This is a genomic window from Dickeya ananatis (genome assembly GCF_019464615.1).
GTDB classification, from domain to species: domain Bacteria; phylum Pseudomonadota; class Gammaproteobacteria; order Enterobacterales; family Enterobacteriaceae; genus Dickeya; species Dickeya oryzae.
This window is the reverse complement of the sequence record NZ_CP040816.1, coordinates 1,888,047-1,908,557: the sequence shown is the minus strand read 5'-3', so window position 1 is coordinate 1,908,557 and position 20,511 is coordinate 1,888,047. Positions and strand designations below refer to the sequence as shown.

20 protein-coding genes are annotated in these 20,511 nt (G+C 50.0%); 7 read left to right on the top strand and 13 right to left on the bottom strand.

Annotated features, from left to right (window positions below; all coding sequences use genetic code 11):
- Window positions 1-88: 88 nt before the first annotated feature.
- Both FGI04_RS08295 and manA read right to left on the bottom strand, forming a co-directional pair.
- The gene (locus FGI04_RS08295) at window positions 89-1,642 is read right to left on the bottom strand and encodes a YdgA family protein (protein ID WP_342700807.1); all 1,554 of its coding nucleotides are present in this window, start codon (window positions 1,640-1,642) and stop codon (window positions 89-91) included.
- 56 nt (window positions 1,643-1,698) lie between these two features.
- Window positions 1,699-2,883, bottom strand: a complete 1,185-nt coding sequence (gene manA / locus FGI04_RS08290) for a mannose-6-phosphate isomerase (protein WP_407336568.1) — start codon at window positions 2,881-2,883, stop codon at window positions 1,699-1,701.
- Between the two features lie 178 nt (window positions 2,884-3,061).
- Between manA and fumC the strand changes: the two genes are divergently transcribed.
- Entirely contained in the window at window positions 3,062-4,459 is a 1,398-nt protein-coding gene (gene fumC / locus FGI04_RS08285) for a class II fumarate hydratase (protein ID WP_407336567.1), read from the top strand.
- A gap of 3 nt (window positions 4,460-4,462) precedes the next feature.
- Here the strand turns inward: fumC and tus are convergent, their stop codons facing one another.
- Together tus and FGI04_RS08275 are read right to left on the bottom strand one after the other, a co-directional pair.
- Complete coding sequence (gene tus / locus FGI04_RS08280; RefSeq protein WP_407273474.1) at window positions 4,463-5,389, bottom strand: DNA replication terminus site-binding protein; 927 nt, start codon at window positions 5,387-5,389, stop codon at window positions 4,463-4,465.
- A 162-nt stretch (window positions 5,390-5,551) separates the two neighbouring features.
- Window positions 5,552-6,796 (bottom strand): MFS transporter, encoded by a 1,245-nt coding sequence (locus tag FGI04_RS08275; RefSeq protein WP_342701286.1) that lies wholly within the window; start codon window positions 6,794-6,796, stop codon window positions 5,552-5,554.
- 138 nt (window positions 6,797-6,934) lie between these two features.
- Here FGI04_RS08275 and FGI04_RS08270 point away from each other — a divergent pair, with 138 nt between their 5' ends.
- From FGI04_RS08270 to bioD, 3 genes are all read left to right on the top strand, one after another.
- Window positions 6,935-7,849 (top strand): LysR family transcriptional regulator, encoded by a 915-nt coding sequence (locus tag FGI04_RS08270; RefSeq protein WP_342700811.1) that lies wholly within the window; start codon window positions 6,935-6,937, stop codon window positions 7,847-7,849.
- A gap of 116 nt (window positions 7,850-7,965) precedes the next feature.
- Window positions 7,966-9,183, top strand: a complete 1,218-nt coding sequence (gene mlc / locus FGI04_RS08265; protein WP_407336566.1) for a sugar metabolism global transcriptional regulator Mlc — start codon at window positions 7,966-7,968, stop codon at window positions 9,181-9,183.
- Window positions 9,184-9,329: 146 nt separating this feature from the next.
- Window positions 9,330-10,001: a dethiobiotin synthase gene (gene bioD, locus FGI04_RS08260; RefSeq protein ID WP_342700812.1), complete on the top strand. Its 672-nt coding sequence runs from the start codon at window positions 9,330-9,332 to the stop codon at window positions 9,999-10,001.
- 212 nt (window positions 10,002-10,213) lie between these two features.
- On the opposite strand, the gene FGI04_RS08255 is transcribed toward bioD, so the two are convergent.
- The 3 genes from FGI04_RS08255 to ydfG form a co-directional block, all read right to left on the bottom strand.
- A complete protein-coding gene (locus FGI04_RS08255) occupies window positions 10,214-10,507 on the bottom strand; it encodes a DUF1161 domain-containing protein (RefSeq protein ID WP_016941356.1) in 294 nt (97 codons plus the stop codon).
- Between the two features lie 68 nt (window positions 10,508-10,575).
- A complete protein-coding gene (locus tag FGI04_RS08250) occupies window positions 10,576-10,932 on the bottom strand; it encodes a DUF1283 family protein (protein ID WP_342700813.1) in 357 nt (118 codons plus the stop codon).
- A 301-nt stretch (window positions 10,933-11,233) separates the two neighbouring features.
- Window positions 11,234-11,983 carry a bifunctional NADP-dependent 3-hydroxy acid dehydrogenase/3-hydroxypropionate dehydrogenase YdfG gene (gene ydfG, locus FGI04_RS08245; protein WP_016941358.1) on the bottom strand — a complete coding sequence of 250 codons (750 nt, stop codon included), beginning with the start codon at window positions 11,981-11,983 and terminating at the stop codon, window positions 11,234-11,236.
- A gap of 286 nt (window positions 11,984-12,269) precedes the next feature.
- On the opposite strand from ydfG, the gene FGI04_RS08240 reads away from it, so the two are divergent.
- A complete protein-coding gene (locus FGI04_RS08240; protein ID WP_342700814.1) occupies window positions 12,270-13,040 on the top strand; it encodes a class I SAM-dependent methyltransferase in 771 nt (256 codons plus the stop codon).
- Between the two features lie 29 nt (window positions 13,041-13,069).
- On the opposite strand, the gene FGI04_RS08235 is transcribed toward FGI04_RS08240, so the two are convergent.
- Window positions 13,070-14,296 (bottom strand): glycosyltransferase family protein, encoded by a 1,227-nt coding sequence (locus FGI04_RS08235; RefSeq protein ID WP_016941360.1) that lies wholly within the window; start codon window positions 14,294-14,296, stop codon window positions 13,070-13,072.
- A gap of 19 nt (window positions 14,297-14,315) precedes the next feature.
- Window positions 14,316-15,149 carry a mannosyl-3-phosphoglycerate phosphatase-related protein gene (locus FGI04_RS08230; RefSeq protein ID WP_407273473.1) on the bottom strand — a complete coding sequence of 278 codons (834 nt, stop codon included), beginning with the start codon at window positions 15,147-15,149 and terminating at the stop codon, window positions 14,316-14,318.
- A 796-nt stretch (window positions 15,150-15,945) separates the two neighbouring features.
- Here FGI04_RS08230 and FGI04_RS08225 point away from each other — a divergent pair.
- Together FGI04_RS08225 and FGI04_RS08220 are read left to right on the top strand one after the other, a co-directional pair.
- The gene (locus FGI04_RS08225) at window positions 15,946-16,935 is read left to right on the top strand and encodes an MBL fold metallo-hydrolase (RefSeq protein WP_342700820.1); all 990 of its coding nucleotides are present in this window, start codon (window positions 15,946-15,948) and stop codon (window positions 16,933-16,935) included.
- An 11-nt stretch (window positions 16,936-16,946) separates the two neighbouring features.
- The gene (locus tag FGI04_RS08220) at window positions 16,947-17,858 is read left to right on the top strand and encodes a LysR family transcriptional regulator (protein ID WP_407336565.1); all 912 of its coding nucleotides are present in this window, start codon (window positions 16,947-16,949) and stop codon (window positions 17,856-17,858) included.
- Window positions 17,859-17,864: 6 nt separating this feature from the next.
- Here FGI04_RS08220 and FGI04_RS08215 read toward each other — a convergent pair whose 3' ends face one another.
- The 4 genes from FGI04_RS08215 to FGI04_RS08200 all read right to left on the bottom strand — a co-directional run bounded on the left by FGI04_RS08215 (window position 17,865) and on the right by FGI04_RS08200 (window position 20,448).
- Entirely contained in the window at window positions 17,865-18,425 is a 561-nt protein-coding gene (locus tag FGI04_RS08215; RefSeq protein WP_407336564.1) for an RNA polymerase sigma factor, read from the bottom strand.
- A gap of 5 nt (window positions 18,426-18,430) precedes the next feature.
- The gene (locus FGI04_RS08210) at window positions 18,431-18,856 is read right to left on the bottom strand and encodes a hypothetical protein (RefSeq protein ID WP_342701287.1); all 426 of its coding nucleotides are present in this window, start codon (window positions 18,854-18,856) and stop codon (window positions 18,431-18,433) included.
- 139 nt (window positions 18,857-18,995) lie between these two features.
- Window positions 18,996-19,340: an MmcQ/YjbR family DNA-binding protein gene (locus FGI04_RS08205; protein WP_407273471.1), complete on the bottom strand. Its 345-nt coding sequence runs from the start codon at window positions 19,338-19,340 to the stop codon at window positions 18,996-18,998.
- A 103-nt stretch (window positions 19,341-19,443) separates the two neighbouring features.
- Complete coding sequence (locus FGI04_RS08200; protein WP_407273470.1) at window positions 19,444-20,448, bottom strand: acyltransferase; 1,005 nt, start codon at window positions 20,446-20,448, stop codon at window positions 19,444-19,446.
- Between the last annotated feature and the right edge of the window lie 63 nt (window positions 20,449-20,511).

Below are 20,511 nucleotides of genomic sequence, written 5' to 3'. Positions count from 1 at the left end.
CAGTCTTGTAATACTCTGTACGGCATACTAAAACGTGACTTTTTTGTCGTGTGAAAGAAACCGGCGCCTGAGTGGCGCCGGTAAACGATTACGGACTGACTGATGCATCCGGTTGGTTGTCTTCTGGTGCATCATCGCCTTGCTCGGGCACATTTTCCGACGGCTGGGTGATAAACGGCGCGATGAACTCAGCCAACGGGATCTTACGTCCGTTGAAGGTTACGGTGCCATCGCTGTACTGCAATGAGCTGGTGATGGCGTTGTCTTTGGTGACGGTGACCTGGCTCATCTGGCCAATATTGGCCATCAATTGCGTTTGCTGACGCGCCATCTGGTCCAGTTGCTTTTTCTCTTCATCCGTGGTGGCTTTTGGCGCTATCTGCACCATCAGTTCGGTAAGCATATCCATCGGCACGTTGAGGCGTGCGTCCAGACTTTTAACAGACTGGCGGATAATCGCTTCTTCGTCAGAGAGATTAGCAGTTGGCGCGGCACTCTTTTGCAGCGGATCGGTTAAATCCAGCGCCAGTGTGAAAGTACTCTCGCCTTTCGCGTTTTTCCAGCTTAATGGCGCTACCTTGACACTCGGGTTACCTTTCAATAATTGCGGCAGATTATGCAGAACCAGTGCGGCTAACTGCTGGTCATAAACTTCCGGGGTCACTTGGTCGATGTTTTGCAGCAGTGACTGCAGGTTTTTCTGGTACTCCGTCACGAACTGGCGAGTACCTTTACCATCCAGCCCGGAGAAGGCGAAGTTGATGTTCCACGACCCCAGATTTTGATCGCGAAATAGCGCCGACCCCAGCGACAGCGTCATCTGTCCTGCCAGGTTAGTGTCATCTTCTGAACTGTGATTGACCAGCGAGAAATCGTTCAATACCAGGTTATCGCCGCTCTGCACATCCAGCGCCAGTTTCTTCAGCGTGATTTTGGCGTCGCCGACATTGAGATCGAATTTACCTTTGTGGGTGTCACTGTTAAGCGCTAGATCCTGCAACGTCAGTTTTTCATTCTGTCCTTGCAGGTTGGGTTTCTCCATCGTCAGGTTAGCCACATTGCCGACCACTTTGCCTGCGCGCAGATTACCCGCTATATCGACCAACAGTGTTGTACCGCTGAAATTAACCTTCGTGTCCTGACTCTTAACGTCCAGCGCTTCCAGCGTGACGGCGGAGTGAGTATCGCCGCTATAATCAATGCGGCTATCCGCGGTGATGAACGGTTTATTCTTCGTCAGATCAAACAGTGCTTTTACCGATTCAGTGTTGGCCAGTTCGCCGTGTACGGCGGCCAATGCTGGTTTCAGGCTAAACTGACTGGCGGTCAGCGGGAAGGGGCCGTGGAATACCGTGGCGTTAAACACCACTTCTTCATTGGCACCTAACAGGCGCTGCCGGGCATCAGTACCGTCAGACTGTAACACCAACGCGAGCTGGCTTTTGAACAGACCACGGTGATAATCCCGGTAGGCGACCTTGATACCTGATTGTGGGTACGCGTTTTTCAACTCGTTGTTCAGATTGTCAGTGACGTCCCCAATATGCTGTTCAATCTGCTTGCCGGTATACCAGGAGGCTCCTCCCCAGGCTACGGCGAGCGCAATAACAACCCCAGCGGCTACAACTGTTTTTTTTGCCACGTTATATTTCCTTGTTGATTCAATGTGTTGTATTCCTCATCAGGGAATACATGGCGTTATACCAGTAAAGGCCGGTTATAAACACGGGCAATCTGACCTTTCCCCTGGATTTGTACCGGTGATTCACAGGCGGGGATAAAGCATGATTCGCCTGGCAGCAAGCTGACTTGCTGTGCACCGCGCACCAACACTGCCTGACCTTCGACACAAAAGATAATAGCTGCACTTTGCTGACTCAGCATCTGCGGTACATCGGTAAGATAATGCAGTGAAAAGGCAAAGTCATCGACCGGAATAGGAAAACTCAGTTCGTTAGCCGCTTTTACCGGCGAGGTCAGCAAGGTGTCAGCTGGTTTCGATTCAAAACGGACGTTGGCGAGCAACTCAGGGATATCAATGTACTTGGGTGTCAGACCGGCGCGCAGAACGTTGTCCGAATTGGCCATCACTTCCAGCGCTACCCCCTGAAGATAGGCGTGCGGGGTTTCGGCATACAAAAACATGGCTTCGCCCGGCTGCAATGTGACGACATTCAGCAGTAACGGAGAAAACAGACCTCCGTCATCAGGGTAAAACTGTGCAATAAAGCGAATGGTATCCCAGGGTTCACCGTGTCGATGGTTCAAAACACGTTTCAGTTCAGCGATAGCGGAGGCTTTCTGCTCGCCTTCCATGCTCAACAGGCTGGAGAACAAGGTACTGAGCGTTGTGCTATCCGGGGATGACAAAAATGCGGCGATCGCTGGATGGGCGTTGGCTAGCGGTTGCAACAAATCGGCGATCGCCGTCAGTTCGCGAAAGCCATTCATCGCCAGATAAGAGGTGAGGGCAAAGACCAATTCCGGTTTGTGGTTAGCGTCTTTGTAATTGCGTTGTGGGGAGTCAAGTGCAATACCGGCGGCATTTTCCCGCGCAAACCCGACTTCGGCCGCAGATTTACTGGGGTGAACCTGAATCGACAACGGTTGTTCAGCACATAACACCTTGAAAAGGAAAGGTAACTCACCAAAATGTTTTGCTACTGCTGTACCCAAAAAAGCGGACGGGTCTTTATTGATCAGATCACGCAGGCTTTGTGCCTGACCCTGCTCATCAAGTAATAGAGAGCTACTTTTCGGGTGTGCCCCCATCCACAGTTCTGCCATTGGCTGATTGCTTGGGTTTTCAATCCCATACAGTTCGGTTAGCGCGTGTTTACTGCCCCAGGCATAATGCTGCACACTGTTGCGCATTTTTTGCATAATATTTTCCCGCTAGTAGATAGATTGTTAATTTCCATGGCAATAACGGCGGATAGCCATGCCTGCAAAGGCCGTTCCGTCTTAATGCCCGCTATGCTAATGCTTTATATGCCATGATTCCAGAAGGGTAATAATTCGCAGTCATCTGAAAATGACGTGTTTCGCAAAGGAGAAAACCATGTCAGACACGCGTATTGAGAAAGATTCCATGGGGCCGATTGCCGTGCCGGCAACACATTTGTGGGGGGCTCAGACCCAGCGTTCACTGGAGCACTTTCGTATTTCGGAAGAAAAAATGCCGGGCGCGCTGATCATGGCGCTGGCACAGACCAAACGTGCGGCAGCGCGCGTCAATATGGATTTGGGGTTATTAGCCGACAGTAAAGGTGATGCCATTATTCAGGCTGCAGACGAAGTCCTAAATGGTCAGCACGTCGGTGAATTCCCGCTGGCTATCTGGCAGACGGGCTCTGGCACGCAGACCAACATGAATATGAACGAGGTACTGGCGAATCGGGCCAGCGAATTGTTGGGGGGAGAGCGGGGTAATGATCGGCTGGTGCACCCTAATGATGATGTTAATAAAAGCCAGAGTTCTAACGATGTTTTTCCTACGGCTATGCACGTTGCGGCAGTGACCGTGCTGCGTGAATATCTGATTCCTGAATTGAACGTGTTACAACAGACCCTTGCGGATAAGGCGACGCAATTTGCCGATATCGTCAAGATTGGCCGAACGCACCTGCAGGATGCGACGCCGCTGACGTTAGGACAGGAGATTTCTGGCTGGGTGGCAATGCTGTCGCATAATGTGCGCCATATCGAAAATAGTATTCCTCACCTGTGTGAGCTGGCGTTAGGCGGCACGGCTGTCGGCACCGGGTTGAATACACACCCTGAATACGCGGTGCGGGTGGCGGCGGAACTGGCGGCGCTGACTGGGCATCCCTTTGTGAGTGCGCCGAACAAATTTGAGGCCCTGGCCACCTGTGACGCGCTGGTGCATGCGCATGGCGCACTGAAAGGCCTGGCTGCGTCATTGATGAAGATTGCGAATGATGTGCGCTGGCTGTCCTCCGGACCGCGTTGCGGCATTGGCGAGATTGCTATTCCGGAAAATGAACCCGGTAGCTCGATTATGCCGGGTAAGGTTAACCCGACACAGTGTGAAGCGATGACCATGTTATGTTGCCAGGTGATGGGGAATGATGTGGCGGTTAATTTTGGCGGCGCATCCGGTAACTTTGAGCTGAATGTCTTTCGGCCGATGGTGATTCACAATTTCCTGCAATCCGTTCGGTTATTGGCTGATGGTATGAAGAGCTTTAACGAGCATTGCGCGGTGGGCATTGAACCTAATCGCGAGCGGATTAACCAATTGCTGAATGAGTCGCTGATGCTGGTGACCGCGCTCAATCCGCATATTGGTTATGACAAGGCCGCTGAAATCGCCAAAAAAGCGCATAAAGAAGGGATGACACTGAAGGCATCAGCCTTGAAACTGGGCTATCTCACCGAGGAACAATTTACGCAGTGGGTTCGCCCAGAGGACATGGTCGGCAGCATGAAACCGTGATACTCAGGCACCGTCATCGGTATACAGATGCAAGCGCGGGATTAACAACCGTAGCGGCTTGGCTTTGGGCCGATGGCGGTGCTGAATGTTGTCGGCATCGTAGTCATTGAGGTCACCCATAACCGGCATCGTATCCTGATGACACAGTGCCAGCAGCGGTGACGGGCAAGGGTGCTGTACTTGTTTCTGCTGTTCCTGATACCAGACCCGTGCAATCGGCTGTACTTTCACGGGCCGCTTGATTTTTAGCAACGCCTGTTCCGGCAGGCGCTTCACATCACGGATTTCCTGCTCCAGTAACGATGCCCATTGCTCCTTACTATAAGGGGCCTGGCTGCGTCCTGCCTGCAGACTTTTCTTCAGTTTTTCCAGTAAGGCATCACGGGTAATGTTGTTGATGATGTTCTTATTCGCCCAGCCGAATCTCACCGAGGCCGGGTCAGGTAGCAGGGTAATGGTGCGATAGGCGCTCAGTGTTATCAGCCCTTTGAGGTGGGTATGGACAAAATCGAAGCGCTGCTCGGGTTCCAGTCCAGACTCCACCGTGATGATGTGCTCCAGCTCCTTTTTCCGGGCGTTTATGTTCGTCACTAACTGGCGAGCCTGTCGTGATTCTGCGTTGTTAACCCGAAAACACAGCACGCCAGGCAGGCGGATTGCCGCTTTGCTACTGATAGTCTCCGCGTAGTGGTGAATAAATAAATGACGAAAATGCTGTAAACCGATATCGCGGGCTTCTGCACCAGCGACAGGCGTAACCTGAATATGTGTTATAGGGTCATGCTCGGTGCCTTTTTCTACGGGGGGAAGGGTAAACAAACGCCCGCCGGTAAAGTGAAAGGTGAGAAATAATTGATGCATTTCAGCCAGATGTGCTTCCAGCGAGGTAAAGCAATGGTTCATCCGTTCAATCAGGTCGTAGGCGGGCATAATCAATACCATATTAGTTACAACATACTATTGATTTTATCTTAAAAGCCCAGTTCAACAACACGTATTTTTATTCGCTTGATAGTATGAAAAAGCGCCGTACCCACCGATTCTGAACGTTCAGAGCCGGTGGGTAGCAGGGGGAGATAAGTAACTGTTAGTTCAGTTTTTCAGGGATTTCAGCTTGAATCCAAAGCCGATAGCCAACATCAGCAAGCATGACAGAAACAGTACTAGCCCTGTCCAGCCATAGTGATACCAAAAGAAGCCACCTGACGTGCCCGCGAGACTCGACCCCAGATAATAACAGAACAGATACTGCGATGAAGCCTGGCCTTTAGCACGTAATGCACGCAAGCCGATCCAACTGCTGGCAACCGAGTGGGCGGCAAAGAAGCCGGCGGTAAAGAGCATCATCCCCAAAAACATCATCAGCAGCGAACTGAACAGGGTCAATAGAAGGCCTGATAACATCAGCATAATACTGCCGACCAACACGGGACCCCGGCCGAAACGAGCAATCATTGCTCCGGCGCGTGGTGATGCATAGCTACCAGTGAGGAAGACCACTGACAGCAATCCCACCACCGTTTGACTCAGGTTGTAGGGAGCATCCAGCAAGCGATAACCAATATAGTTGAACAGCGTCACAAAGGAGCCCATCAACAGGAACCCTTCGGCAAAGAGTAGCGGTAGGCCTGCATCACGCCAGTGTAAGCGGGTATTGATCCACAGGGTTTTGGGGCGCAGCGAACCCGCACGAAAGTGACGAGAATCCGGCAGTATGCGCCAAAACGTCAGGGAGGCCAGCAGGGCAACGATGCCGATACAGGTGATGGATACTCGCCAGCCGAAAAAATCAGCAATTACCCCAGTTAACAGGCGGCCGCTCATCCCGCCAATTGAGTTACCGCTGATGTACAACCCCATAGAGAATGCCACCACACTGGGATGGATTTCTTCACTCAGATAGGTCATTGCCACCGCGCCCACACCGCTGAGCGATAAGCCAACCAGGGCGCGCATAACCAGCAGGCCAACCCAGTTGGTCATCATGCAACCTATCAGGGTAAATACCGACGCCAGCAGTAGCGATACCACCATGACATTTTTGCGGCCAATGGTGTCTGACAGCGGGCCGGTAAATAACAATCCGACAGCCATCGTCATCGTGGAAACGGAAAGCGACAGACTGCTGGTTGCCGGGGATACGCCAAAAGCCTGCGACAGTATCGGCAATATGGGCTGTACGCAGTACAGCAGGGCAAAGGTCGCCAGACCGGCAGAAAACAAGGCGAGCGTAACGCGAATGAACGGTGGCGTGCCTCGGCAAATAAATGGATTCTTGTAAACAGGAGCGCGGGTGTCGCGCTGAGGTTGAATATCGTCAGTGACAGAAACGGACATTCTCTGTGCAGACATGGGGGTACTCAAAATCAATCCTTATCCGGAAAAAATACGGCAAAAACATCAGTGGACAAATCATAGAATTAGCTCGATTGTTTTGTATAATATATTAATTGTTAATAATGATATTTTATAAATATGAATATCGAACTCAGGCACTTACGCTACTTTATTGCTGTTGCTGAAGAGCTGCATTTCGGTCGTGCGGCGGAAAGGTTGCATATCTCCCAGCCGCCTCTCAGTCAGCAGATACAGGCACTAGAAGAGCAAATTGGTGCTCAACTGCTGGAGCGAAATAACCGTAATGTGCGCCTGACACAGGCCGGCGAATTATTCCTGAAGGAGGCCTGGGCCATCATCAGCCAGGTTAATCAGGCAGCAGAGCGAGCAGCCCGCATTCAGCGTGGTGAAATAGGGGAGCTTAATATCGGTTTCACCTCATCAGCCCCCTTTGTTAAACAGGTTTCGCGTAGCCTGTTGCAGTTTCGCCAGCGCTATCCTGAGGTGCATATCCAGATGATGGAGATCAACACCAAGCAACAGATTGCACCGTTGCTTGACGGTAAGCTGGATCTCGGGGTGATGCGTAACAACCCATTGCCGGATATGCTGCGTCATCAGTTATTACTGCATGAGCCGATGGTAGCGGTTGTTCATGAAGAACACCCGCTGGCCTCTGTTCCCGGCGGGCATATCAGTATCCAGCAGCTAGCTAACGAACCCTTCGTATTTTTTGCCCGTGAAGTGGGAACGGCGCTATATGATGAAGTTATGAACTTGCTCAAAAAGTACGGCATTACACCCTACATTACGCAGGAAGTCGGCGAGGCGATGACGATTATCGGCCTGGTCTCATCTGGATTAGGGGTCTCCTTGCTACCAGCGTCATTCCGTCGCATCCGGATAGATGGCGTGAAATACCTGTCGTTGCAGGAAAAAGATGCTATCAGTGAAATGTGGTTAGTAACCCACCAGCACCGCCCGCTGAACACCGCTGCCCAGACGTTAATCACACTAATGTTGGGTAATACCATCAAAAATATGTGCGGTTAATCACATATCGAATCAAATATTTGACGGCTATTTACAAAAGCTCCACCATAGCCTCAGTTTTTTATTTTACAGCGTAAAAAATACCTATTACGCCTAATTGCAGGAGCCGTTTTACCGTGATTGTCAGTGGTCAGCCGGGACACATCGATCAGATCAAACAGATGAACGCAGGTGGCGTTTATCGACTGATCGATGAACATGGCCCCATCTCCCGCATTGAGTTGTCAAAACAGGCTCAGCTTGCTCCCGCCAGTATTACCAAAATCGTGCGCGAACTGATGGAGGCGCATCTGGTACGGGAAACCGAGTACCAGGAGATGGGAAGCCGCGGGCGGCCGGCAATCGGTCTGGTATTGGATACCGAAGCGTGGCATTACCTGTCGGTACGAATCAGCAACCAGGTGATGACCCTGGCCCTGCGTGATTTGAGTGGCCATCTGGTGGTAGAGGATAAGGTTGATTTACCCAGCGAACATCCCCAGCCACTACTGGAACGCATTCTGACGGACATCGATCAGTTTTTTATCCGCCACCAACGTCAGTTGGAACGACTGACCGCTATCGCCATCACCTCACCCGGCATGGTGGACTCATCCACCGGCATCATTCACCGTATGCCGTTTTACGCCGTAGAAGAAATGGCGATTGGTCCGGCGCTGGAAAAGTGCACAGGGGTACCAGTTTATCTGCAACATGATATTTGCGCCTGGACGATGGCAGAAGCGTTGTTTGGCGCATCACGCGGTTGCCAAAACGTTATCCAGATAGTTATCGACCATAACGTCGGTGCCGGCATTATTACCGGTGGACGGATACTGCATGCCGGTAGCCGAACATTGGTGGAAATTGGCCACACTCAGGTTGACCCTTATGGTAAACGCTGTTATTGCGGTAACCACGGATGTCTGGAAACCGTTGCCAGCATTGAAAGTATGCTGGAACTGGCTCAGCAGCGGCTGAAGGGCTCGATGAGTTCGCTGTTGCACGGCTCACCGCTGACGGTCGAGTCTCTGTGTGAGGCGGCGCTGAACGGTGATCAACTGGCAAAGGATATTATCGTTGATGTCGGCAATAACGTAGGCCGTATCACCGCTATCATGGTTAATCTGTTCAATCCAGAGAAAATTCTGATTGGTTCTCCACTGAATCAGGCAGCCGATATTCTGTATCCCGCAATCCTTGATTGTATCCGCCGCCAGGCATTACCGGCTTATAGTCACCATCTGCAAGTCACATCGACCCATTTTTATAATCAGGGAACCGTGCCCGGTGCCGCGCTAATTAAAGATGCGCTGTATAACGGCTCTCTGCTGATTAAACTGATGCAGGGTTAACCATCACTGCATCGTGTCTTCGCTTACCGACAAAACATTGCGCTAACGCAAGCCGCTCCACAGGCCCATCCCCTAGACTTTAGGCTTCATCAGTACGTTTTTTGAGGTTTATTTTTTCAGGTGGGGCCTGCTGGAGTGGTGTTTTCATGTTAAAGCGTATGTTTGTTACAGGAACGGATACTGCCGTTGGAAAAACAGTAGTATCGAAGGCGTTATTACAGGCGCTGACGAAAACGGGCAAAACCGTGACGGGATATAAACCTGTCGCCAAGAGCTGTAAGGAAACAGAAGAGGGGCTGCGTAACAAAGATGCGCTGATCTTGCAGGAAGCCTCGTCGATCCCACTGTCCTATCAGCAGGTCAATCCTGTGTCGTTACAGGAAGATGAAATCAGTGCCAGTGAACAAGAGATTAATTACTGCGCGATGACTGAAGGGCTGAACCAGCTTGGCGTGTTATCGGACATGGTTATCGTCGAAGGCAGTGGCGGCTGGCGTACCTTAATGAACGACATGCGGACCTATTCGGAATGGGTGGTTCAGGAGCAATTACCGGTCGTTTTGGTGGTTGGGATAAAGCTCGGCTGCATCAACCATGCGCTGCTGACGGCGCAGGCGATTATTAATGATGGGTTGCCGCTGGTCGGCTGGGTTGCAAACCGCATTAACCCAGGGCTGGCTAACTATGCTGAAATCATCCAGGCGCTGCGGGAAAAAATTCCTGCCCCTCAATTGGGGGAGTTGCCATATTTGCCCCGCGCAGAGCAACGGGATTTATCTACCTATATTGATCTTTCCGCGATTAGCCAGTCGTTCTAACCATCGACAGGCGCCCGGTTCCATATCATCCACAATGCATGGCGGAGGTATTCCTCCGGTGGTTTTCATTCAGGTATGGCAAGGTATTGATGTAATTTTTACTGCTCAATAACGAATGTAAAAAGGGGAGAACGCCGCTCCCCCTTTTTTATTGCATCGATTTATTGTGTTGCGGGCTTCATTATTAACGCGGAATAGGTTGTTGAACGACCCTAACGCTTCTTACCCATCGGGTGAGAACTCAGGTCATCACTGTCATTATCCGGCAGGCGGATATAAACGATTTTCTGTGTATCCTGTCCGCAATGACCAACAACCTGACCACCGTGCTGGCTGACCTGATCGTTAGGTACGATATCCAGCTCAAAACCGGATTCAGGTACGCCATTGCTGATAATCTTGCGAGCGATGTCATCGCGAATACGTTCACAGGAGGCTTGTGAAGCTTGTGCGATAAGTGGTGTCAGTAATAGTGTTATTGCACCGGCCAGCATCGTTTTCTTCATGGCATCCTCCCACTCATCTTGATGGTTTATCTGCCCAAACACGGGCAGATAAAGTATAGATCAACCTATCAGGGTGTTACCGGGCGGCCGGAGCGACGGTCAAGACAGCGCGAAGAGTTGGGTTCCCAATAAGCATTGAAGTTGGAACTGGCTTTGCATTTTTCTTCAAGCGCTTCTGCCATATCGGCTTTATCGAAATCTCGATCGGCTTTATCAACGCGTTTTTCAAGATGCTTGTTCACTTTATTACGCAACGTACGTGTCTCGTTCCAGTCTTCGCTACTCTGTCGCGCCGCTTCTTTTGATAACGCACTGTTGCCGTTATCAATCACGATGTGTTGCGCGGCCTGTGCTGATGACAAAAGGCTCAGACTAAACAGGGATGAGGAAAGAAGAAGGAGTAAATTACGTGTTTTTTTCTGCATGTTTCACCCAGACAGGAGTTCTGTAAATACGAAAGCAACGTTGTCATAACAAAAGATAGCGTTATGGTGACTATAGCATCCGCTACCATCAACAAACTATAACTGAACTAACATATTCAGGGTATATCGCTGCTTTCACTGCAGTGTCGTCTGGGCAGAGTCGGCATCGCTGGGCCGGAATGTTTCATGGCATGACAGTGATACCGCTCCGCGTTCGTCCCTGAATATCCACATCAGGCATTGGCGCATCACACCAGCCTATTTATGTGGTACTAACTTTATGTGGTACTGCCGGTATGAATTACTCGTCACGGGTGACTTTCAGGCCGCCGTACGTCTGGCTTACCGGCATCATTTCCAATGTGTTGATATTGACATGAGAGGGTAATGTCGCCACCCAGAACACCGCTTCTGTCACATCTTCCGGCGTCAGTGGGTTGGATTTATCATATGTCTGGCTGACCTTGGCTTCATCGCCTTTAAAGCGTACGGCTGAAAATTCGGTACCACCGACCAGGCCGGGTTCAATATTGGTCACACGCACGCGAGTACCGGACAGGTCAGCCCGCAATCCCAGACTGAACTGACGCACGAATGCCTTGCTGGCACCGTAGACATTCCCACCAAGATAAGGCCAGTTGCCAGCTGTCGAGCCGATATTAATGATATGGCCCACATTGCGTTTCACCATTTCCGGCAATAACGCATGGGTCATAAAGACCAGCCCTTTGTTATTAGTATCGATCATGGTTTCCCAGTCATCGACGTTGGCTTTATGCGCAGGCTCTAGCCCTAAAGCCAGACCGGCATTGTTGACCAGCACATCAATGTTGCGCCACTGGGCTGGCAACGCAGCGATAGCCTGCTCGATGGCTTGCCGATCGCGAACATCAAGACGAAGCGTGAAAAGCGCATCGCCATATTCAGCTTTCAGCGCATCAAGACGTTCCTGGCGGCGCCCTGTGGCGATAACCTGATGGCCTTCTTTGATAAAACGCCGGGTAATTGCCTCACCAAAGCCCGCCGTCGCACCGGTAACCAAAATAATCATGCGTTTTTCCTCTGTTATTTCTGACTGCAATTATTTCTGATTGCAATGCCTGTCACACCCTAATGAAAATCAGCATACCTCAACCTCAGGGCTATCTCTATGTCAGTGTTGATCTTTTCGGTGCGCCTCGTATTCAGGATAGCGCGTTGCACTGTGTTGCAGACATTCTATTGAGCCCGGCTGCAGGCTAATTAACGCCGGGTTGTTATAGGTTATTGTCTGGCACTATAGTGATTTTTGAGGTAATGATTAAGCAGGGTATCGATAACACCGGTAAGGAGCGTTTATGGAAAACAGTAAAAGTCACCAGCAGTCCGTCGAGCAACAGTTTGGCGAACAGGCTCACGCCTATCTTAACAGCGCCGTTCACGCCCAAGGTGAAGACCTTACCCAGTTGGCCCTGCGTTTGCAGGATAACCGCCATGCCAGCGTGTTGGATTTAGGCTGCGGTGCGGGTCATGTCAGCTTTACCATTGCCGGCCTGGTCAACAAGGTGGTGGCATGCGATTTGTCGCCGCGGATGCTGGATGTCGTTGCCAGTGCTGCACAGGAAAAGGGGCTGGCGAATATCACGACTGAGCAGGCGGTAGCAGAATCATTACCATTTGCTGATGCGAGCTTTGATGTGGTGGTTAGTCGTTATTCGGCCCATCACTGGCAGGATGTCGGGCTGGCGTTGCGGGAAGTCAGAAGGGTGCTGAAACCGGGAGGCGAAGCGATTTTCATGGACGTGATTTCACCCGGCCACCCGGTGCTGGATGTTTATTTGCAAACGGCGGAAATGCTGCGCGACACATCGCATGTACGCGATTATTCCTCGGGTGAATGGTTGACACTGCTGAGCGAAGCTGGGTTAACAGTACGCTCTGTGCAAACATCGCGTCTGCACCTGGAATTCCAAAGCTGGGTGACGCGGATGCGGACTCCGGAACATTTTGTCACGGCAATCCGCGCCCTGCAGCAGCAAATGTCGGCTGAAGTTATCCGCCATTACGCTATTGAGCCTGATGGCTCCTTTACCACCGATACCGCTTTTATTGTTGCCAGTCGGGGATAAAGGAGCGAGTAAAGGAACCAGGTCGCGGGTTAGGCATCATCCATTTCCTGATTATCCGCTTCAACGGCGTCGTACAGCCGCTCCAGAATATCAGGGAATGCTGACTGAACACGGTTCCAACTGGGGACAAATGGCTTGTCCCCAGGGCTGTCGCTGTATGCCTGTCCTGATTGGGTAATGACATCGGCAAACAGCTCGACTGCTGATTCTTCGGTATGGCGATCAAAATGCAGGCCATTCATACGGGCATCATGCTCGAATGAGTCGATCATATCCAGTGCGGTTCGATAATAAGTGGCACGTAACACCCGGAACGAATCCGTCGTGATATTCACGCCCTGAATTGCCAGTTTGCGGTATAGCGCTTTGGTGATATCCATTGCCATACGCTGCAACCCGGAGCTGGGGTCGTTTTCCGACATCGGTTGATGTTTGTGGTCGTAATTGTCAGCGATATCCACCTGACAGATGCGGCTGGTTGCTGTTCCCCGGTGGATTTCAGACAACATACCGATTTCCAGTCCCCAGTCGCTCGGAATGCGCAAATTCCGCAACACATGGCTGCGCATCGCGAACTCACCGGATAATGGGTAGCGAAAACTGCGCATATACTCGAGATAATCTGAATTACCGTAAACGCTTTGCAGCGATTTCAGCAAGGGGAAGACCAGCAAACGCCCAACCCGGCCATTCAGTTTTCCCTCGGCTACCCGCGCGTAATAGCCTTTGCAGAAATCGTAGTGAAAATAGGGGTTGGCGATCGGATAGAGCAGGCGAGCCAGCATAGTGCGATCGTAAGTGACAATGTCACAATCATGCAATGCAATACAGGCCGTGCGCCGTGACGCTAAGGTATACCCAACACAAAACCAGACATTACGGCCTTTGCCTTGTTCCATCGGCGCTAGTTCCTTGTCGGTCAGTTCCTGACTGAGCCGGGTCAGGCGGGGACCATCGTTCCACAAAATGCGGTGCCGCTGCGGAAGGCGGGAGAAAAACTGTCGGGCAAACAGAAACTGCTCGCGGTCGGCCCTGTCCAGCCCGATGACGATTTCTGACAGGTAAGGTACCTGAGAGAGCATATCGACAATCTTATCCAGCGCCGGGCCTTCCAGCTCAGAATACAGGGAAGGGAGGATCAGCCCCATACTGCTTTGACCGGAAAACACCTGTAACTCGTATTCCAGTTCTTCAACGCTGCGCCGGGTAAGGTTATGAAAATTGGTAATCATTCCATCCTGATAGAATTCACTCATGATTGCTATTCCTCCCATGTCAATCAAACAGTTCAGCCCCGTAGCGGCCAAGAAAATACGTGAGCCCTTCATTCCAGCCAGCCGGTCCGGCAGCCTGTGTGCGGTAGACCTCCTTATGACTTTTTTGTGACAACGTCACTTTATGGTTGTGGTGACCTTTAATGACCACGGCGTAATCAGTCGCTTCCAGTAACGATACATCGTTGGGGCCATCACCTAATCCCAGAGTAACCAGGGATTGTCTGCTCGCGGTTTGCATCTGTTTTATCAGGTGCTGTACCGCAATACCTTTGCTGATACCGAAAGGCATCACGTGAAGAAAGCGGCCGCCTTGTGTTAAACACAGCTGTATTTGGGCCAGACAGGTCCTGAATGTTTCCAGCGATGTCGCATCGTCTTGCCACAATATAGGCTCGGAAGCGTAGCGTTGACGGGCCAGCGCCGCCTGTGACAGTGTCAAACCTGTCGCCGCTACCACAGTGGCATTATCCATGTCAGCAAAGCCACAGAAACGAAAGCCATGTTGTTCACGTAACCGCTGTAGTTCCCGACAGAGATCAGGGTAGGTAAGGGAATGCATTGAACGTGTGGATAGCGGTGGTGTTTGCCAGCATGATGGCAGCAAAATGTGAGCACCGTTTTCCGCGATAGCTGGCATATTGCTTAGCCCCAGTTCCTGCTGCAGTGGCATGATTTCCGCTGCCGTTTTACTGGTGGTGATAACAACCGGCACCTGATGGCGTTGCAAGCGGTTCAGACAGGGTTTGGCTGCATCCCAACTGTAGGTGTCGTGATCCAGTAATGAACCGTCCAGATCGGTAAAAATAACCCAATTCGTAGTCAATTCAGGCACTTTACCTCCTGTGTCTATGTTGGGATGATGAGGGAATGATATAAGGCAACTGACATGCGGATTGGCGACATAACGCTATTCGCCTGATTATTTTTATGGAAATGATTCGAATGCTTTGTTAAGCCTAGACAGGGATCACGGTTTTGGCAAATTGATGGTTATAGCTCAAGTCCATTGACCACGAGGATTACCAGCCCGAACGCCAGAACCCGTCTGACCTTTCATTGGTTCGCATAATGTATATTATGTTAAATTAAATATACCATACGGTGTCCTAGTGTCTATGCCTACGGTCAGTCGATTATCGTGGATGGTTTTTCATTTTCGGGTGACCAGTAACCACCACTGCCATGGTAGGTTTCTGCTCCCAAAACGAATTGAGTTCCGCAATAAGTACATACGAAGTGGTAATCAACTATATCACCCCACTCCATCTTCTCTGCACACTCACGGAAGTTGTATTGGTTTCTGCCATTCATTGTTTTAATTTCGGACAAAATCCCTTCATTGATCGAGTCTCGGGCAATGCGAATTGCCTTTCGTAATTGATCTGGTACCCGGATAACGTATTTAACACATAGATCCTGACAGTGCTCACAGCTCATTTAGTTGTGCCTCATGTTGTTAGTCTGGGCCTTTTATCAGGCTCATTGCTCAGGTATGAAACCACTTTGCACTTAATAAACTCGTGAACAAATCGCAACCTATTCACACCATGGATAGGTCGTATCCACCAGGTGCGGATTCTCAAAAAATGTTGGTGGAATAACATGAGGCTTTTCGTAAGGAGCCCATCATGTTTATTGCAAAAAAACTTGCTACAACAACGCTGTTAACCGGATCGTTGCTGTTATACCCTGCTCTTCACTCTATGGCAGCTGACGTCCCCCAGCATACTGTTCAACAGCAGGCTGGTGGCTATAGCGTTCAGGTTGGTAAAGTTCTTGTCACATCATTTACCGATGGCAGTGTCGCGCAAGATCTTCACCGGCTGCTGCTGCGTACAACAACGCAGAATACGGACGCGTTATTGGCTAAAAACTTTCAGTCCAACCCGGTTGAAGCATCCATTAATGCATTTCTGATCAGTCTGCCCGGACGCAAAATATTAGTTGATACCGGTGCTGGCCAACTATTTGGCCCCGGCAATGGCGGTCGACTGATTGAGAGCCTGGCGACCCAAGGGATTCATCCGCAGGATATTACGGATATTTTGCTGACTCATGCGCACTCCGATCATGCTGGTGGCATGGTTAAAGACGGTCAGCGGGTATTCGTCAATGCACGCGTGTTCGTGGGAAAACCGGACATTGATTTTTTCTTTGATAACGCGAATCAGCAAAAAACAGGCTACGACAAAAGTTACTTTGATATTGCCCAGAAAACCTTAAAACCCTATCTGGATGCGGGTAAAGTTGTGCCGTTTTCAGGCTCTGCGGAGCTAATACCGGGTATTACGGGTACGGTGCATCCTGGGCATACGCCAGGATCGGCGTTCTATACGCTGACAAGCGAGGGTGAAAAGATAACCTTTGTGGGCGATCTTATCCACATCGCTGCCGTGCAGTTCCCACAGCCGAATATCACTATCGCGTATGATGAAGACCAGGATCGTGCTGCTGGTGTGCGCATTCATGCGTTTGAAGACTTTGCCAGAAATAAAAGTCTTATTGCCGCCCCCCATTTGCCGTTTCCCGGTATTGGTTATGTTGCCCGAAACGAACATGGCGGCTATGCGTGGGTGCCCGTCACCTATACTGATCGTGCTGCTGCCGTCACACAGTAAACGGAAACAGAATGATGCCATTTTCAGACATTGATATTGACCTGATGCTGACGCTAGATGCATTGCTAAAAGATCAGAACATCACGCACGCCGCTGCGCGACTGGGTATCAGTCAACCAGCAATGTCAGCCCGACTGTCGCGCTTGCGGGCCATCTTTGGCGATCAACTGTTTATTCCTTCCCCACATGGACGTGGGGTTTTACCAACCCCACGAGCTGAATCGCTGCGACCACAGGTTGTGAGCGTTCTGCGCGATATATCGACCATGCTTGAACCGGTGCATTTTGATGCGGCAAGCAGTAATCGAACGTTTGTGATTGCGCTGCATGAAAATCCGGCCCTGATGCTGGGGGCAGATCTGGTTAATCAATTTCGGGTGGCCGCACCAGGTATCCGGCTTCGCTTCGCCCTGCCGGAAAGTACGCGTTTACCTGAGCAGTTGGAAAGTGGTGACATCGACATCTATATTGGCGTGAATGCCGGTGCGCATGATGCCTGGATCAGACGCAAACTTTTTGACGATGAGTTTGCGACTGCGCAGCGTAAAGAACATCCACGAGGCACGGCTCCCCTTGACCTGAAAAGTTATTGCGCCCTTCCTCATCTGGTCGTTTCTTCCGAAGGGGATCCGTTTACCGGTTTTGTTGATCAAACGCTGGCAGGTCTGGGGTACCAGCGTAGCGTGGTGATGTCCACCCAAAGCTATGCCATGGCACCACCGATTGTCGCTGGAACAGATTTGCTTTGCACGTTACCCAGACGAATGTTGCAACGTTTTGCTCAGACACTCGATATTTTTACTCCACCGGTCCCCCTACAACCGATTGTCATCAGCATGTATTGGCACCCCAAAAATAGTCATGATCCGGCCAACGTCTGGTTACGTGCACAACTGCTGTATGCGGCAGGCCTTCAACCGTGAGGTTAACTATTCCGTTGTCAGCGCATCGTAAACACTGCGTAGCCGTGTGCGCAGGTAAAGAACGGCTTTGTGTTTGCGTGATAACAACGCCTGAACGCTAACGCCGGTTTCGGCTGACAACTCGTTGTAGCTATAGCCCTGCAACTCGGTTTTGTCGAACACTTCACGTTGTGCGGATGGCAATTCAGATAACGCCGCGTCCAGCTCATCCCACAATAGCGCTTTAAGATACTCGTCTTCCGGCGTTTGCGGTGTGCCGAACAGCGTTTCCGCCAGTTCATCCTCCGGAAAATCCCCATCTGCATCGTCAGTGAAATATCCGGATAGCGGCAGCTCGCATTTTTTGCGTGCCCGGTCGGTCATCTCGTTACGTGCGGCACGAAACAGCCAGGCGGCGACATTTTCCACCGGCTGTTCTACCGTCATCAACTGATAAGTCACTTCCTGCAAGATATCGTCAGCATCATCACGTACAGCCGTCCGGCCACGGATAAACGCGGTTAACCGCGACCGGCAGGCTTTGATGGCTGATATCAGCAGCGATTCTCCCGCCATTTCGGCTTTCATCGCGGTTACTCGGCTTCCGGTGCTTTAGGTGCGGCATCTGTTGAATTGCGATCATGACGACGCCCATGCCAGTTGCAGCGATCGTGATGGCCAAATCCGTCACGGCGTTGCCGGATAAATTCTTCACGTTGTTCCGGTGTCATTTGCATCCAACGCTCATGCATACGGCGGCGCTCACGTGCCATACCAAACATTCCAGGCCGGAATCCCAGACCGCCGAACAGAATACGACTCAGTACCAACAGGCCAAGTGCCTGCCAGAAATCAATACTTTTTACTCCAATAATCGCGGGTAACAACGCATTCCATAACGACATCACCAGCAATCCCAGAACGACAAACAGCACAACGGCAATCAATAACGGCTTTGCCATCCGGTGCCCATGGAACCCATAACCTCTGCCGTGCCGATACATTTCACTATTTCTCATCATATCTCTACCTCATTACATTCGCGGATAACTTGCTTGTGATGTAGTAGACGAATGAGCGGGAAAAATATTGCTGAAAATTTGAAAAAATAGTCGAAAGGCCGCTACAGAAAACTACCTGCTTCCGCGGCAGCGTCTGTTATGCCGTTAGCAGGTGACTATCAGATACCAGTTGCCAAAGAACCTCGGTATCGATTTCTTGCAAGACTACACTGACCCAATGCTCTTTGTTCATATGGTAAGCCGGTAAAACACCGTTGATTGAACGCAGTGAACCGATCATCTCTGGTCTGGCTTTGACGTTAACGATTTCCACATCCGCATCACCTCCCCGTCCCAGTTGGTGATTTTTCACGGTCATATGCACACAAAACCACTTTCGGTTCGGATGCCGAAATACGCAGGCATCTGTGTTTTTCCATGGATAGTCCGGTGATACCCCATATTGCTGTGCAATGCTTTCAAAAAATTGTGCTGTGTTCATACCATATGGTTCTCAGTGGGCGCTCTTTCTATCTGCATTTGGCTCATTTTTCGCTGAGCGTGTACAGTAAGTCTCAGCTCATTAAACCTGAAGGTTTAAAAAATCACACAACCCGCCTTAGGTAAGGTACTTTCTTTATAAAGAAGACTGAAACAACACAGCATAAAAAAACAGCTGCGGAAAATAATGGTATAGCGATGATAGATTGAACTATCCACTGCTTAGCGGCCAGATAATAAAATAACTCGACAAAAACGGGATGGATGAGATAGATACCAAGGCTAATTTCAGATAAAAATCTTAACTTTCCAGGGTTAATGGCGCTAGTACTGCACCCTTTAAGAATCCACATGAAAGAGATAGACATAATGATGACATTAATACTGAGGTAGTTATAAAAATAGAGGCCGGACTCTTTCCCCAAGAGGAAAGATAGCAAATAACAAAGCAGGCAGGTAAAAACAAACGACGTGAAAAAAATAACCATGTAATGTGGTAACGAACGGCTGGGGTTGCTTCTGCCTATTAAGTGACCACAAAGATAATATGGAAGGTAATAAAGAAACTCACTAAAGAATAGAAAATCGTTACTTTTGATAGAGAAATTATACATATCTATCAATGAGCAAAAAGCGAACATCATGAAGACAAAAAATAATAAAACCCCTCTTTCCGTGTTTATCACTACGACTCTAATTAATGGGGTAAAAATATACAACCCCATTATCATGTATAAAAACCACAAGTGATAATAGGGCCTGCCATTCACGATGTTTCTTAATACTTCAATCTCACCACTACCACTCACTCTTGCTTTGATTACCCCCCATAAAATAAAAAAAGCTGACCAGAAAACCAATGGATAAAAAATCCTACTCATTCTCTTTTTGTAGAAAAAAGAAAGACTTTCATTTTTATCTGGAGAGAGCAATAAGGCTCCGCTAATCATGACAAAAACAGGAACACACCAGCGAGTTAACGAATCATATATGTTTCCTGCCCACCAGGAAAGGCTACCAAGCTCGGCTAAACTTACCGTGTAAGCTGATATATGCAAAACAATAACCGCAAAAGTCGATACAATCCTAGCTATATAGAGCCATTCCATTCTGTTATATTCTCTTTGTTATATATTCCATGCAAGCGATCAGTGGCATAGTGTTTTATTGAT